Here is a 16,182-nt window from a genome sequence, read left to right as displayed (position 1 = left end):
GCATCGCGTTTCTGTCAATATTGTTTTGCAAAAAACATGAATTTATGTGCGCTTTTTTACGGTTGGCGGCAGGGCGCTGCCGGGAGTGCAGTCTTTTTATATTTTTCAGTGCAGCTCATATCGGTGCGGTACACGGCGCAACGGCGCAATCGATTATTTGACATTAATTATCAGAATTTGTATAATACGTAGAAATATGTTTGCTGAAATGCGTGTATCCGCGCCTGCAAAAATAAATTTGAACTTGAAGGTGCTTCCTAAAAGGGCAGACGGATTTCACGTAATTGAAAGTATTTTTCAAACCGTCCGGTTGTTTGATGATCTTTTAATTTGTATTGAGGACGGAAAAAATACTTGCACGGTGGAATGTTACGACATGGAACTTCCCGAGCAAAATACACTGTCGGCTGCATATAAGGCGTTTTGTTTGCATACCGGATTTGACAGGTCTGTCCGCGTAAGGCTGACAAAGAGGATCCCTTCCGGCGGCGGTTTAGGCGGCGGCTCATCGGATGCCGCTTATTTTATTAAAGCGCTGTCACAACTGGCGAACGTTCGTCTTTCTTCCGAATTATCGAACAAGATTGCCGGCGAAGTCGGAAGCGATGTGTTTTTTTTCCTGTGCTGCGCTCATCCAGGGTGCGCGCTGGTCACAGGCCGCGGAGAAATCGTTAAACCGATTAAACCGCGTCAAGACATACATATTCTGCTGGTTTTTCCCGGTGTTCATAGTTCGACAGGAGAAGCTTATTCTTTAGTCGACAAGGCCGCCTCCGAGGGGGAATTTGCAGATTGCCCTTCATTCGAAGAGCTTGAGACTGTATATAACGGTCCCATAGTTAATTGGACCTTTGCCAACAGTTTCACTCCTGTTATTGCGCGACGGTATCCTGAGATAGGAGCAGCGATCGCCGAAGTACGTAAGGCAGGTGCTGTTTTTTCTGATATGTCCGGTTCGGGTTCCGCTGTTTTTGGAATTTTTGCTTCTGCCGGAGAAGCGGACATTGCTTTTCATGCGCTGATTTCTAAAGGACTTAAGTGCGTTGCCGCATGAGTATCGTCGGGTAAGAGAGAGTTACAGACTATTACCAAGCCTTGCGGAGGTTGCTGTGCAGATCACTGAATTACGCATTCGGAAAGTGGAAGCGGAGGGGAAACTTCGTGCTTATGTGACGGTCACATTTGACAATTGTTTTGTTGTTCATAATGTGAAGATAATTGAAGGAAAGACGGGATTGTTCATAGCAATGCCGAGCCGTAAAACGGCAAGCGGTGAATACAAGGATGTAGCTCATCCTATAAGCCCTGAATTCAGAAGTGAGCTTCAGGATAAGATCCTTGCAGAATATAACGCCGGTCATATAGAGCCGGGATTTGCTGTTTCGGAAGAAAATTAATTTGTTATTTTGGGACGTCGGCAAGCGGTAAGCCCCCGGCTTTTGGTGCCGGTATTCCACAGGTTCGAATCCTGTCGTCCCAGTTAATATTTTTTAAAACGGTTTTAAGGAGTTCCTTTTATGGATCAGATGGTAATTAATGCAAAAACCCGTACAACTATGGGAAAAAAAGCAGCGAAGGTTTTGCGGGCGACGGGGCGTATTCCGGCGATAATGTATAATTCTAAGGGACAGTCGACGATGATAGACGTTGATGAAACGGAATTTAATAAGGTTTGGCGTACGGTCACTCCCACAACGCTTGTTACCCTTAAGATCGACGGTAAAGATTCTGCTGAAGCTTTTATTAAGGATACGGAATATAACATACGTACGGATAAGGTTTTGCACGCGGATTTTTTTGAACCTGCGAGCGATAAAGAACTTACCGTAAAGATGAAGCTGCAGTATACGGGTACGCCGGCCGGAGTTCTTAAAGGCGGTTTTATGCGTAAGCATACTCCTTTTGTAACGCTCAAGGCAGTCGCCAAGAATATTCCGGAGCGTTTGGTCGTGGACGTTTCAGGCATCAACGTAGGCGAACACTTTTGCGTAAAGGATCTCTCGTTCGGAAAGGGAGTTACGGTTCTCACTGCGCCGGAAACTTATCTGGTAAGTGTTTCTCCCGCGCGCTAGGTTTTTCATTTTAATGTAAACTGATGCTGACTGACGGACGTAGTGCTGTCGGTCAGCTTTTTTTTTAAGTTTTAAACGTAAAAAAAGCAAAACAGGGAAGGTTATTTGAAAAAATCGTCTGAAAGGTCATTTTCTAAAGAATCATTTTCCGAAAAGTCATTTATTGAAAAATTTGACGGACGTGTCGAAGCTGCGCTTTACAAGCTTGGCGCAAAGTTTTCTCCTCGGCTTCGTTTGGGAGCCGCCGTTTCGGGCGGAGCGGATTCGATTGCGCTCCTGTCGTCTCTCGCCGATATTTGCAGCAAAAACGATGTTCCCGTCTTTGTTATTACAGTAAACCATAGAATCCGCCCGGACGACGAGTCTGAAGGCGATGCGGAGTTCGTCGCCGATTATTGTAAAGAGCTTCGAAACGGCGGATGTGCCGTTGAATGCGTCGTTTATAATTTGCCTTACGGTCGTGTAGACATGTGTGCTGCGGAACGCGGAGGCGGAATAGAAGAAGCCGCTCGGTATCTGCGATATCAAGCGTTTGATTCTTTTATAAAAGATAAAGATCTTTCGTTTTTGTGCCTTGCGCACAACAAAAACGACAACCTCGAAACGATTCTCATGCGTTTTTTACAGGGAAGTTCGGGAACCGCCGCCGCCGGAATAAAAAGCCAAAGGGATAAATACGTAAGACCTCTTTTGGAAATTTCCCGCCGGGAAATTGAAGACTATTTGAACCTTCGTAAAATTCCGTGGAGAACGGACAGCACGAACGGCGACAATTCTTACCTTAGAAACCGGATAAGGAATATCCTTGTGCCGGTTCTGGACGAAACGTTCCCCGGATGGCAGGGGGCGGTTCTTAACGGAGCCGAAAAGACAGAACAAGATTCGTCATTGCTTGATTCCGTTTCGGCTGAACTCAAATGGGAAAGAGCAGGCGATGACCTTTTTATGCCTTTGGCCGAACTTGCCGTTTTGCCTGAGCCCATAAGGAGAAGGCTTATCTTTTCTGCGGTAAACGAAATCGGCTGTAACGATCGCGTCCCGTATTCATTTATACAAAAATGCAGCGATATGATAAATCGGCATAGCAAAGAGCACGATGCGGCTGCCGGAGATGCGAGAAAAATCGGCGAGACGGGAAAGGCCGGAGCGTCGAAAAAAATCGCTTTTGAAGTGCGCCGTACGAAAAAGCTTGAAGAATGTAAAATTTCCAGCGTCAAAGCGTGCATAAGATTAGTAAAAACAAAACCGACTTTTGGCACAAGCTTGTCCGATAAAATGTTGTTTATCGAAAAACAGACGGAACCGAAGACGCATAAAGGTTTTTTTGCTATAATAAAAGAAAAAGGGAAATATGAGCTGCCTTTCGGAACGGTTTTTGCAGCGGACGACGGAACCGTCGCCCTGTGCGGGCATTCCGCAAATTCGCTGGTTTTGAAAAACATTTCGCTTCCGTTTTGCGTAAGGAGCCGGCAGCCGGGCGACGCGGTTTTGTCCGCAGACAAGACGATGAAGGATCTGAACGATGTTTTTTCTTCATGGAAAATTGAAGAGGAAATGCGAGATTTTATTCCGATCGTTCAAAGGTTGGATACGACTGAGCAGGAGATTGTTTGCATCTGCGCTTCGGCATACGGTTTTCCCGACTGGGTAGTAAAATCGGAAAATTAAAGCCTTTCCGACGGCGCCTGTGCGCGTCCGGCCGTTGAGGCGGAACTTTTTGTTACCGGACAGTATTTTGTTTTTTTAATAGAAGAAAAGGTTAAAAAGATATGTGTTTTTATAAAGAGCGTATAGCCGCATTCGTGTGTTCCGTAACGATATTCTTTTTATTTATCGCTTCTTCCGGCGCTCAGGCACAAACCGGGAGAGCGGCGCAAAATTCGTATAAGACGGCAAACCGGCAAACCGCAGTCCGCTGTCTTCAGCTTGCAAAGACGTATATAAATCAGAGAGATTGGGCGGCAGCTTCTTCCAATATAGAAATGGGTTTGGGCTATGACAGCGGCATTTCCGATCTGTGGTATTTTGACGCGGTAGTAAAGACGAATACGGGCAGCCCTCGCGCAGAAGTAAAACCGCTTGTCGAGCGCGCTCTTACGGACGGAGAATGGGTGGATTACGACAGGGACAACGCAAGAATTCTTTATGCGGACATCTTAAGCGATACGGGTCTTTATGAAAAAGCGTTGGAAGTGCTCGACGCACAGCCCTTTTTGTTTTCTGCAGACGCCGAATACATCCGCGTAAAATCATTTTACCGCATGCACACCGAAGAGGGGCTTTATAAGGCGCGCGACAAAGTGGACGCGGCGCGCAGAGTTTATCCTCACGATTACCGTTTCGCAGGACTTTTTTTTAGAAACGAGTATGAGGCGTGGGATCGCGAAAACGCGACTGAGCAGCTTAGGCGCATTGCGGATTTTTTTATCGCTTCAATGCCGTCGTATTCTCGAACCGATCCCGAATTGGAATTATATGCGGCTCTTTTTGCAAAACGAGAAGAAAGCGTAAGACTTCTAAAATCCTATGAAGCGCGAGGGTTGTCGCACCCAATGTTCGCTTCCGCTGCTTTAAAAGTCGGACTTCTTTCGGAAAAAGCCGCGGTCGAATATTTTACGAGTTTTTCGGATACTTCGGTTTCGCTTGAAGATTTGACGGCTCTCGCGACTTTAATAACGGACGAGGAAGTTAAAAGTTTTTTAAGCGAATATCTTATGTCTTACGACGGGCTTTTAACCGTCGATACGGATGAGGACTTGGAAGCCAACCTTTTTGTAGATTATTTTCGCGGAAGGCCTAAAAACGTGCGTTGGGACAAAAACAACGACGGGATAGACGAATGGACTGCCGTCTGCGATTTCGGAGTTCCCGTTTCCGTAGAGCTTCCTGAAAAACAACTTGACGTGGGATACGGCTCCTATCCTTATGTAAACAGAGTTTCGGTAAAGTATTCCGACGGAAGAGAAAAGGACATTTTTATAGCCGACGAAAAGTTTGCTTGGACGCCGTTCGACATTGCGCCGTTCGCCTTTTTTACTCAAATTCTCGGGTGCGAATTTTACGTTCCTCATGTTTACGGCGAAGTTCCCGTTATTGACGAAAAAGAATTGACTGCTGCCGCCATATACTGTGAAACCGACAGCGGCGAATATGACGGGGCTCGCGTACGTTTTTCGATTTTAGACGGAGCGCCTGCGGCAGCCTATTATACGCTTAACGGAAAACAGTACGCGAAGGCTTTTTTTGAAAACGGAATTATAACTTTACGCATTGTGGACAGGGACGGCGACGGGATATTTGAAACGACCGAAACTTACGCCGTCGATGACGAAGGCGATATGGCGCTGAGCGAGGAAGACGGCCGCCGCATTCTAAATAATGTGTACGGTCTTTCGTCCGATATAAGAGGTCTGTATGTAAAGATGATCCGAATAGACTTCAATAAGGATACCGTGCCCGACTTTACCGAAGAGTATCTGCCTCATAACGGAAAAATAACGTCTTGGGATTATGACAACGACGGTCAGTGGGACGTGCGTTACGTGCGTTATCCGCAAAAAGAGGGAGACAACCTTCTTGAAGACGCTATGTTTTATTTGACGCCGGGCAGATTTCTTGCGGTTGTTTCGAGCGTGGACGGGGAGCCTTTTAAAATCGTTTACGATAATATAGAATATGCGGTAAAAAAAGGCGACTTGCCCGGATTTTATTGGGTAGGAGACATGGGAAGTCTTCAGAACGAGAGGGACGTATTTGCCGCGCTGGAAGCCGGCGGTCAGGGAATAAGCGTTCTTGTTGAAAGCGGCGAAAACCGTATACTTTCGGTGAAGATGGCGGAAAAATATTTCGGCCGTATGATACCCGCTGTGCCCGAATTCGAAAACGGCGGATCGCCCGAAACGGCAGGCGCTGCGGATGGCGAAAGTACAGGCGCTGAATTTTAAATAAATCTGAAGATTTACTCGCTGTGCAATTTTAAGGAATTGAGATGTTAAATAAAAAAAATTCATTATTGTTTTTTTTCTTTTCGGCTTTGACAGCTTTTGCGCCGGCTCTGTTTTCGGGCTGCGCAAGCAATCTTAACCGTTCGGGAAACGTGTATGAAGTTCCGGATTATTCTATCGAGGACATAAGAAACATCGAGATAAACGATATAAAAAAAATTCTTGAAACTAAACCGGTCCTTGCCTTGTGGCGGTCCTATCTGATAGACGACAGAGAATTGACCGCGCTGTGTTTTGAACGCATCGCGGAGCTGTATAAGAGCGCCGCCCAAAAAAAAGATCATTTTACCGCGTTAAGACTTTACAGATCGCTCGACGCCGCAGGGTATCCTGAAATTTCTTCGCTCAACACGAGCCTCTCGGAGCTTGAATCTTTGTGCTGCGAAGGGGTTCCCGGAGTGCAAACAGGAGCCGCCGATCGGGCAGATAATTCCGACTCGGGTAAAGGTACGCCTGAAAACGTCGCTCAATATATTTCCGGAACCGTGACGGTTTGGATCGATCAGGGAATAAAGATTGAAAGGGGAGTGGGTTACGCCGACAGAGTGATAGGTTCGGGCTTTTTTATACGCAAAGACGGCTATATCGTTACAAACTACCATGTGATAAAGAACGTCGTGGATACTAAATTCGAAGGGGTGGCAAGATTATATGTACGCCTTGCGGACGATCCTGAAACGCGGGTGCCTGCGAAGGTTGTAGGCTGGGACGCCACCCTTGACCTTGCGCTTTTAAAAACCGAAGTGGACGCTCCCTATGTGTTTAGGCTAGGTTCAAGTTCGGGGCTTTCCGTCGGAGATAGAATTTTCGCTATAGGTTCCCCGGTAGGATTGGACAGAACTCTCACTTCGGGCATAGTTTCGGCGATGAACCGTAAACTGTTTACTACCGGAAGCGTGTTCCAAATAGACGCTGCTGTAAACGGCGGGAATTCGGGCGGGCCGTGTATTGACGTAAACGGCAACGTGCAGGCTATTGTGTTTGCGGGGCTTCCGCAGTACCAGGGATTGAATTTTGCCATTCCCGTGGAATATTTAAAAACGGATCTGCCGATGTTATTTAACGGCGGAAAACGCGAGCACGCATGGATCGGCGCTTACGGCCATACTTTCCGTAACGGGACGGTGTCCGAGGGGCTTGAAATCCAGTACGTAATGTCTTCGGGCAGCGCTCAGCGCTCCTATCTTAAAACAGGCCAGATAATAACCGCTGTCAACGGCAAAAAAGTTTTTGATCTTGACTCCGTACAGGACGAGCTTCGCCGTTTTGTTCCCGACACTCTAGCGCGCTTTTCTTACACTGAAGACGGCAGCGAAAAAGAAACCTTAGTCTATCTTGACGTGCGCCCCGAATATCCGGGAAAAAATGCTTACGAACGTGATCTTATAGAAACGTCTTTTGTGCCGCTTTTCGGAATGGGACTGCAAGCGGTTTCAAGTTTAAACAGCAGAAAATATGCGGTTACAAAGATAATCAAGGGCGGTATCGCCGACGAATCGGGATTTTCGGAAAACGATCCTGTGGACATAGGCCGCATAAAATTTTCCGACGATAATGCGTTTTTGTCTGCTGAAATTTATGCTAGAAAGCGTAAAAAGGGATATCTTGACATAGGCGTTTCGATAACTACACCGTTAGACAGTCCGTATTATTTTTGATACGCGGTTTTAATGATGCGTTATGCGAAGCCGTGCCGATTGTGCGGAGTAGCCGGAAATGAGCCTGCGCCGGGATGGAGCACCGCGGAGCGCCGACCGCAGCGAAGCGAGGACGGTGAGCGTGAGCGAAGTGCGGAATACCGGTTTAGCGAATAAGGGCGCGCCCGAATATATTTGATTTTTTAGGAAATTTTATGGCGGAATTAAAGTATAAGCGTAATTTTTGTATAGTAGCTCACATTGATCACGGAAAATCCACCCTGGCGGACAGACTGATCCAAAAGGCCAAAATCATTGACGAGCGTCAGATGAAAAATCAAATTTTGGACAATATGGACATTGAAAGGGAACGGGGAATAACGATCAAAAGTCAGGCCGTGACGATTCCGTATCACGCAAGGGACGGACACGACTATGCGCTTAACTTTGTAGATACTCCGGGACACGTGGATTTTTCTTACGAAGTTTCGCGTGCTATAGCTTCTTGCGAGGGTGCGCTGCTTTTGATTGACGCTTCTCAAGGCGTTGAGTCGCAGACTATGAGCAATATGTTTATGGCGCTGGAACACGATTTAACGATAGTTCCCGTAATAAACAAGATAGATTTGCCTTCGGCCGACATTCCTTCCATCAAGCATCAGATTGAACACGATTTGGGGCTTGATCCTGCCGATGCGCAGCTTGTTTCGGCAAAGACGGGGGAGGGCATAGACGAGCTGTTTGAAGCCATTGTTTTAAAATTTCCTCCTCCTAAAGGCGATGTGAACGCTCCCGTGCAGGCGCTTATTTTTGATTGCCATTACGACGATTACAGGGGCGTAATTGTTCATCTTCGCATGATGCAGGGGCGCATAAGAGTGGGCGATACCGTTCTTATGATGCACAACGGATCGTCCCACAAGGTGGAACAGGTAGGAATTTTTAAGATCAAGTACGAGGCGACGGGAGCTCTTGAAGCGGGCGACGTAGGTTACATTATTGCCGGAATAAAGACCGTAAGCGACGTGCGCGTAGGCGACACCGTAACTTCTTCGGAAAATCCTGCGGCACAGGCATTGCCGGGGTTCAAAGAAGTTAAACCTGTCGTCTATTCGTCTATTTATCCTATGGACTCAAACGACTATGAAGAACTTAGGTCGAGCATGGAGCGTCTTAAATTGAACGACGCAAGTCTCGTATACGAAAAAGATAATTCGGTTGCGCTGGGGAACGGTTTTCGTTGCGGTTTTTTAGGACTTTTGCACCTTGAAATAATTGAAGAGAGGCTTGAGCACGATTATGATCAGGCTGTGATTTTTACGGCTCCTTCGGTGCGCTATAAAGTGCTGCTTTCAAACGGAGAAGAAACTTTTATAGATAATCCCGCGGAATATCCTGAAGGCCGCGTTCGTGAAGCCGAAGAGCCTTATATAAAGGCTTCGATTATCACTCCGAGTGAATACATAGGTTCTATAATCGCGCTTTGTACGGAAAAACGCGGAACGCAGTCCAATATGACTTATCTGGATGAAAAGCGCGTTGAAATTTTGTACGAGATGCCTCTTGCCGAAGTTTTATTTGACTTTTACGACAGATTGAAAAGTTACAGCCGAGGCTATGCTTCGTTCGACTATGAAGTGATAGGCTACCGGCCTACGCAGCTTGTAAAAATTGATATTTTGATAAACGGAAAACCCGTGGACGCTCTTGCCCAGCTTACATTTAAAGACAATGCGTCAAAACACGCGCATACCGTTTGTGCGAGATTAAAGAATGAAATAAGCAGGCAGCAGTTTAAAATTGCGATTCAGGGGGCGATAGGAAGTCAGATAATTGCGCGCGAAACGGTAAATCCAGTGCGTAAAGACGTTCTTGCCAAGTGCTACGGCGGAGACATAACCCGTAAAAGAAAACTTCTTGAAAAACAAAAAGAAGGCAAAAAACGCATGAAGATGGTGGGGAACGTGGAACTTCCGCAGTCTGCCTTTCTTGCCGTTTTGCGCGAAAAAGAAGAATAGCGGATTTTTTGCGCTCATAAGCGCGATGTGTGATTGGCACGCCTATTCGATGCGGTCACATATGCGGCGATTTTCACGGAACGGCGGTTTTACACAGGGCGGCTCGTCTATGCGATGCTGAGTGCTTGCATTGAGCTGCGGCTTCTTAAGTCCTTATGCTAGACTGCGCCTAAACGGAATTGCCTTGAGTTTCCAAAATTTTTTGTGCGAGAGTTATGTTCTTTAAAAAAAGATCGATTTCGCTTCGTATGCGCTTTAAAAAACTCAATTCCAAAGAAGGCGTATGCCCGTCCGGAAAATGTAAATAAAGATAACTTCGACCGCTGAGCAAAGATATTATTTCTTTGTCCAAATCTTGCGGTGTTTGTCCGGCCACTTTGATTTCGCCTGTTAAAAGGCCTTTTAGTCTTTCCAGCGCCGCTTTTTCCGTTTCAAAAAAAGAGGATATTGCTGAGCGTTCCCGGCAGTTTTTTTGATCGGGGCGGGCGGCTCCACAGGGCGGTGTGCGTGTATCGGACGCCGTTTCGTCTGTGCGGGGCATAATTGCGCGCGAATTCCATTCAGTGTTTGTTTTTATAGAAGCACCCGGAGCTTGCCCGGCTGCAAAGGTGAAATCTTCGTTTACGGTAAGACGCGGAATTCCTATATCAAGCGTACTTTCGCCTATGTTCCAAAGATTTTTTACGCCCGAAAAGCAAAGCGCAAAATTTCTTGCGTAGTTTGAAAGCACTAAAGTCGTTATCCGTTTTTCCCCGTCATTGTCCGTAAACGCTAAGCTCCCGTTGCCGAACGCCGCACCGTAATTTCCTAATGAAGTGATTCTGTTGTGCGAAAAGAGCCGCTCGCTATGCGGCGCCGACCCGTTGGCGTGCGTCTTTCCTACCGAATATGAAAAATCCATTCCCGTGACGAAGACGGGAACTTCTGCTGAGGAGCGCAGCAGAAGCGCTATATGAGCAGCCGTAAGTCCTACCGACCCCAGCGGAGGAATCGCCTTCGGCAAAAGATTTTTTTCGAAAAGCCGCTTTATAAAGTCGTTTTTATCGTATTCCGAAACAAAATAACACACGCTTCCGCTCGTAATGTCCGTTATGTGGGGGCGTGAAGTCATGTCCGCAAAGAGGGTAAAAATCTTAGACTTTTGATCTTTTTTGTCCGAGATTTCTTTTTCTGCGGCGGCTTTTTTATCGCCGCGGCCTTCTTGCCGGCCTGAGGCTGCTGCGGCAGATTCCGCGGCCAGTGCGGCCGAAAGCTTTCCGTTAATCCCCGGAATTCCGATATAGGCTTTTTCTATGGCCAGCTGGGATTCCACGGCTACGACAGCGTCGGCTTCTATGTTGTGGGCGTTCAATACGGGTAAAGACGCGTCAACCGCAATAAGATATATGTTTTTTCGCCGCTTTGTTTTTAAAAACTTTTTTAATGTGCAAAGAGTTTTTTCAAGACTTTCGCCCGTTCCGCAGATCAGAATAGGTTTTGAAACCGTGCGTTCAAGGTTTTGGAAAGGAACGGAATTTTTTCTTGTCAGGCGCGCAAGATTTTGAAATATGTTTTTTGAATACAGCCGCCCGAATTTTACGAGCGTAAGCCTGTTTTTCCAAAACTGGGAAATCACTTTTTGGCACTGCAAATATATGTCGTCATACGATTTTGCTTCGAATTGTATTCCGGCTGAAAAGTCTATGCGCAGGGTTCGCTTAATGCTTCCTATTCGTATCGCAAAGTCGGTTGCGAGACCGCTTGAAGACGAGTTTTCAAGCGCGTAGGGCAGATTTTTAAACTGCTCGGGCGTTAAAAAAATCAGATCGTCATTTTTTACGTGACCGATTAAAGCCGGGTTTTTAGCCAGCTCATTTTTTGCAAATTCGTACAGAAGATCGTCGGCTTCGCAGACAAGGATGCGGCATCCTTTCGGTATTTTTTGAAGAAGTTTCTTCATTCCGTACCACAGGCAGGGTGAAAAACACAGTACCAAAGTTCCCGGAAGAATACTAAGAGAATCTACGGTCTGCAAAATCGATTTTTGCGGATCGTATTTTGAATAGAGCAGTCGATCCTTGTAAGAAACGGAAAAGCCCCGCTCGGTATGTACCTTGCAGGGCTTTTTATCGGACAGAAGACCTGCCAAAGTTGCCGCCTTTCAGTTTTTATTCATAAAATTGTTGAAAAAGACGGACATAACGTTGTTTACGACTTTAGGACTGTTAAACAATGCCGCCTGCGCCGCTTCGCGGTCAAACCCGGCTATTTCCGCCGGAAATGTCTGAGAAGCGGTTGCTTCGTCCGTTCCGCCGTCAACTTCTTCTTTCATCTGAAGAACAACTACATTTTTGCCTAACACGAGCGGGTTTGAAATTTCATTTTGCTTAAGGGAAAATATTTCTTTTAGAAAATTCTCATCGTTCGGCGCGTCTGCAAATTCCTGTGCCGATCTCAAAGGCAGTGTACCGAGTATAGCGAGATTGCCGTAATTGAGAGCGATCGCGGGAATCTCTATTTTTTTAGTGTCGAATGTCTTGCAGGCTTTGTCGAATCCGTTTTGTACCGCGTCGGAAGCAAAGTTTTTTGCAATTTCGGTAAAATAGTCTTCTACTATGCCTTTTTCATAGGCGTTCAGATACTTGTGCACGTCGTTTATTGTTTCGGATTTTGTAAAATCCGGCTGAACCGCGTCAGAATCCGCTTTAAAAATAGAATATCCGGTACCGGTCTTTACGATTGCGCTTGTTTTTCCCGTTTCAAGGGCGCAGACGGCTTTAAAATCTTCGTCTTTCGATATGACGTTCTTGATTTGATAACTGTATTTGTCTCTTAGTTTTCCGTCGTCGCCGCTGTAATTTTTTGACGAATATTCGGTCACCGCATCCGTAAAAATTATCTCGTTGCTGTTAAGTCTGTTAAGAACCGTTTTTGCGGTAGATTCGTCGCTTACAGTGATCACGGAAAGGTCGTAGGTTACAAACAGGTCGCTGTGTTCTTTACCGTACGAAGATGACATTTCGTCGGGATAATTATCCGTGTTAAACAAGGCGGCGTCGAACGAGCGCATTTTTTCTCCCATGCTGCGGATAAACGGAATTTCCTTTGACGACGATTTTAATCCGAACAAGGCCGTTTTACCGACGGTTTCTTCTGAACCGAACGCGTCGTCATAATAACGCTGTGAAATTAAAGATTCCTTTACATTTGCGTAGATTTCACGCTTTCTGTTTTCATCGGCCTGTCTGAAAAGTTTTGATGAATATTTGCCCGTTTCATCGTAAAAATACTGCAGCATATTGCGGCTTATTGCCGTTTCTGGAACGCGCCATCCGCTTTTTTCGACGGCGGAATCGTATGCCATCTTAGTCACCGTAGAGTTAAAAGCATAGTTAAAAATGTAAAAATAAGCGTTTTCGTTGATTTCCTGCCCCTGCATCTTCAGCATTTCGGCATAATTGCTTACGGCCTTTGCAAAAGGCGTTCCCTGCTCGTATAGAATATTTTTTCCGTCGTATGAGCCGAAGGGCGGAAGCTTTTTTCTTGCCGTTTCTCCGACCATAGCCGGAAGGATCACAAAAATGAATGCGGCAAAAAGCAGCACAATGACGGAACCGATCGTATAAAAGTGTCTTTTCATAAAATTTCCCTATAGTATTAATTTTGGAAAGTGGAATAATTTTATCATAGCGCCCTTGTTTTGGGAAGAGCACGAATGTAATACGGCGAAACAATCCGGCCAGAGCGGCTCTGTGTCAGTCCCCGCTGCCTTGCGTTCCGTTTTATCGTAACGGAACATCTTGGGTAAAAACACCGCATGTTCAAAACGCCGGCAAGTGTGGTATCAATGTACAGCTCTCAATTTCCATTATTTTTTATTTGATCTTTACACCAGTCTATAACTGTGTCCATATCGGCAAGGGCTTTTTGCGTAAGTTCCTCATCGATATCTGGATATTGCGGATAGCGGAAAGTCGCGGCAAACGGAGCCACTCGTCCACATCGTGTTCAAGATCGTTTTTCATATATCAACACACCCTCCTTTGCAACGGTTTTTTCAAGCGTGTACCGCCGTTTTCGTGCCTCAAATTTCGACTTATGATTTACGATAACTCAGCACTCAGTACGACTCCGCGCGGCAGCCTATCTGCGGTTTATATGCGGCGGTTGACACTTTATCTGTTGTTACTATACGATTAAACCGTATGAAATTTAAAGTCGGGGTTTTGCCTCTTGCAGCGGCAGTTCTTTTTTCCGTTATATATGTTTTTGCCGCCGTATATCCGCTTTCTAAGGAATTGCAATTTATTCCCGAATGGACGGTTTCGGCGGTGCAAAGTTCCGCCGCTTCGGAAACGACTGAAAAAGACGACGGTCTTATTCCATTTAAAATAGGGCAGACCGTCGGATATTTTACGGAAGACGGAAAGATAACCGTGTCGAAGACATTCCCCGTAAAAGCCGCCGTTTCGGAATATTATTATGCGCCGTACGGCTTGAGCGACACTTCAATTCAATTTTATTCGCCGGACGGAATTTCTAGAGGCGTAATAGAGGCGAGCGGATTTCCTTTTATCGACGAAGACCGCTTATATCTTTTTTTGCCGGGAGGAGCATCGTTCAGTCAATACGGAGCAGACGGGCAAAAGCTGTGGACGTACGAAGGATTCGTACCCGTTACGGCTTTTTCATCGTCCAAAGGCGGCTGTGTTGCTGGATTTGCGGACGGTAAGATTATGACGTTTTATTCCGACGGAACTCTTATGCAGGAATTTGTTCCCGGAGGGAGCAAGTATCCGGTAATTCTCGGCGCCGATATTTCTTACGACGGCAAGCTCTTCGCCTGTCTTTCAGGGCTTGAAAAACAGAGGATAGTTTTGGTTCGCACGGAAAAAAAACATGCGGTGATCACTTTTTTTAAATATATGAAAAAGGACAGAAACGTTCAGTCCTTAGTCCGATTCAGTAAGGACGGAAAGTGGCTTTATTACGCGTCCTCCGAAGGCTTGGGAATAGTAAACTGCGAGGATTCAAAGGCCGGCGAAATTAAAATGGACGGTTGGATTTCCGCCATAAAAGAAACCGATGTACCCGGAACATTTTTTGTACTCACTAAAGATAAACGCTTATGGACGGTTTATACGGTTGAAAATTTTAAAAGTCTTACCGGAAAATTTTCTTTTGAGGCCGATTTTTCGTTCATTCAAACTAGAAAGAACAACTTATTCATAGGAAAGGATTTGAAAATTTCCAAGATCAGACTTGCAAGGGAATAGCGCGGCGGTTTTTATGTTCGCTGTGCAGTAAGAGCGCGTTTAAGCGAAAACAGCCGCTTTTCGCCGTATATATTATCTGTGCGCAAAGAGCGCACGAATGCGGCATTTTCGAAAATTGATATTTTCTGCAATGCCGCATTTTAAAGGACAGCATTATGAAATATTTAAAAGCATGTTTTAAAAGATTAAAATTTTTAACAAAGATGCCGGCGGCCTTTGCTTTTATTTTTCTTATGTCTTCGATTTTGATTTCCTACGCTTTTGACTGGCCGCAGGCCGCCGTTTTATCCGATTCGTTTTATTCGTGTTTCGGGCAGCGTAGAGGAAGCGCCGTCAGTCCCTCGCTGATATTTTCCGAATATTCACAGGTAAAGGCTTCAGGCGACGGCAAAATTGTCGTTGTGATTTTGGAACACGACGGCGACATGGGGTGGTTCGATTCCGCTTTAGGAAACGCCGTCATAATAAATCACGACGATAAGTTGATGACAGTTTACGGCAACCTTGACGGCGAAGAATTTGCTATCGATCCGGGAAATGTAACTGAAGCTTCTGCCGGCATGCCGCTCGGCACAAGCGGAAATTCAGGCTGGCAGCAAGGAAAATCCTGCTTGGAATTTCAAGTCATAGACCTTGAACAGAACGCCGCCGTCAACCCCCGGCTTTTGATGCCGCACATCGGAAAGGAGCTTGAACTTTTTGTCGGCAATATAAGCGCCGTAAATAAAAGCGGAAACAGCTTTGCAATAAGAAGCCAGATGGCTATTCCTGCGGGACAGTATTCTTTTTACCGGACAAAGCAAAAAACTACTATTCCCTACAAAACGAGCGTTTCTATAAACGGCGCCGTAGTCGAAAAAATTTCTTACGATCTTCTTAAACAGGACGATATGCGTCTTTGTGTTTTAGGAAACAGGCCTTATTCTTCGGAAGAAATATATCCCGATGATGACCGACAGCTTTTGTCCGTGTTGACGCTGTCTTCCGGCAGAAATATTTTAACCGTAAGCGTAGCCGATATTCACGGCAATGAAAAAACTGCGGATTATGTGCTCTTTGTAAAATAAGGGGTTTCTCTAACGCTAGCATTGGCGGTAAGCCGTCAACGCTAACGCGTTCCCCGGTCTTTGCCGCCGTCGCTCAGGACATGCGGCTTATATACGGTCAAACCATACACAGACGGATTTCCGGAGCTT

At 45.9% G+C, this 16,182-nt stretch carries 12 protein-coding genes and 1 tRNA gene; 10 read left to right on the top strand and 3 right to left on the bottom strand.

Features of this window, described 5'->3' with window-relative positions; all coding sequences use genetic code 11:
* Nucleotides 1-196: 196 nt before the first annotated feature.
* The 8 genes from ispE to lepA all read left to right on the top strand — a co-directional run bounded on the left by ispE (nt 197) and on the right by lepA (nt 9,731).
* Nucleotides 197-1,054: a 4-(cytidine 5'-diphospho)-2-C-methyl-D-erythritol kinase gene (gene ispE / locus HRQ91_RS07595; RefSeq protein WP_210118994.1), complete on the top strand. Its 858-nt coding sequence runs from the start codon at nt 197-199 to the stop codon at nt 1,052-1,054.
* A 55-nt stretch (nt 1,055-1,109) separates the two neighbouring features.
* A complete protein-coding gene (gene spoVG / locus HRQ91_RS07590; RefSeq protein ID WP_210118993.1) occupies nt 1,110-1,397 on the top strand; it encodes a septation regulator SpoVG in 288 nt (95 codons plus the stop codon).
* A gap of 10 nt (nt 1,398-1,407) precedes the next feature.
* Nucleotides 1,408-1,480: transfer RNA gene (locus tag HRQ91_RS07585), tRNA-Gln, on the top strand.
* A 37-nt stretch (nt 1,481-1,517) separates the two neighbouring features.
* Nucleotides 1,518-2,072, top strand: coding sequence for a 50S ribosomal protein L25 (locus HRQ91_RS07580; protein ID WP_210118992.1), 555 nt, complete (start codon nt 1,518-1,520; stop codon nt 2,070-2,072).
* Between the two features lie 105 nt (nt 2,073-2,177).
* On the top strand, nt 2,178-3,740 hold the full coding sequence (gene tilS, locus HRQ91_RS07575; RefSeq protein ID WP_210118991.1) for a tRNA lysidine(34) synthetase TilS: 1,563 nt from the start codon (nt 2,178-2,180) through the stop codon (nt 3,738-3,740).
* 101 nt (nt 3,741-3,841) lie between these two features.
* Nucleotides 3,842-6,016, top strand: coding sequence for a tetratricopeptide repeat protein (locus HRQ91_RS07570; protein ID WP_210118990.1), 2,175 nt, complete (start codon nt 3,842-3,844; stop codon nt 6,014-6,016).
* A 44-nt stretch (nt 6,017-6,060) separates the two neighbouring features.
* Nucleotides 6,061-7,734: a S1C family serine protease gene (locus HRQ91_RS07565; RefSeq protein WP_210118989.1), complete on the top strand. Its 1,674-nt coding sequence runs from the start codon at nt 6,061-6,063 to the stop codon at nt 7,732-7,734.
* Between the two features lie 194 nt (nt 7,735-7,928).
* Nucleotides 7,929-9,731 (top strand): translation elongation factor 4, encoded by a 1,803-nt coding sequence (gene lepA, locus HRQ91_RS07560; RefSeq protein ID WP_210118988.1) that lies wholly within the window; start codon nt 7,929-7,931, stop codon nt 9,729-9,731.
* 169 nt (nt 9,732-9,900) lie between these two features.
* Here the strand turns inward: lepA and HRQ91_RS07555 are convergent, their stop codons facing one another.
* The 3 genes from HRQ91_RS07555 to HRQ91_RS11790 form a co-directional block, all read right to left on the bottom strand.
* On the bottom strand, nt 9,901-11,859 hold the full coding sequence (locus HRQ91_RS07555) for a 6-hydroxymethylpterin diphosphokinase MptE-like protein (RefSeq protein WP_210118987.1): 1,959 nt from the start codon (nt 11,857-11,859) through the stop codon (nt 9,901-9,903).
* A gap of 12 nt (nt 11,860-11,871) precedes the next feature.
* Nucleotides 11,872-13,350 (bottom strand): peptidylprolyl isomerase, encoded by a 1,479-nt coding sequence (locus HRQ91_RS07550; RefSeq protein WP_210118986.1) that lies wholly within the window; start codon nt 13,348-13,350, stop codon nt 11,872-11,874.
* Nucleotides 13,351-13,606: 256 nt separating this feature from the next.
* Entirely contained in the window at nt 13,607-13,735 is a 129-nt protein-coding gene (locus tag HRQ91_RS11790; protein ID WP_275946227.1) for a hypothetical protein, read from the bottom strand.
* Between the two features lie 180 nt (nt 13,736-13,915).
* Between HRQ91_RS11790 and HRQ91_RS07545 the strand changes: the two genes are divergently transcribed.
* Both HRQ91_RS07545 and HRQ91_RS07540 read left to right on the top strand, forming a co-directional pair.
* Nucleotides 13,916-14,986, top strand: coding sequence for a PD40 domain-containing protein (locus HRQ91_RS07545; protein ID WP_210118985.1), 1,071 nt, complete (start codon nt 13,916-13,918; stop codon nt 14,984-14,986).
* Nucleotides 14,987-15,141: 155 nt separating this feature from the next.
* Nucleotides 15,142-16,053: a M23 family metallopeptidase gene (locus HRQ91_RS07540; RefSeq protein WP_210118984.1), complete on the top strand. Its 912-nt coding sequence runs from the start codon at nt 15,142-15,144 to the stop codon at nt 16,051-16,053.
* The last annotated feature ends 129 nt before the right edge of the window (nt 16,054-16,182 follow it).

Source organism: Treponema parvum (assembly GCF_017893965.1).
Lineage (GTDB): Bacteria > Spirochaetota > Spirochaetia > Treponematales > Treponemataceae > Treponema_D > Treponema_D parvum.
Note: the sequence above shows the minus strand (reverse complement) of the source record. Positions and strands in the feature narration are given on the sequence as shown.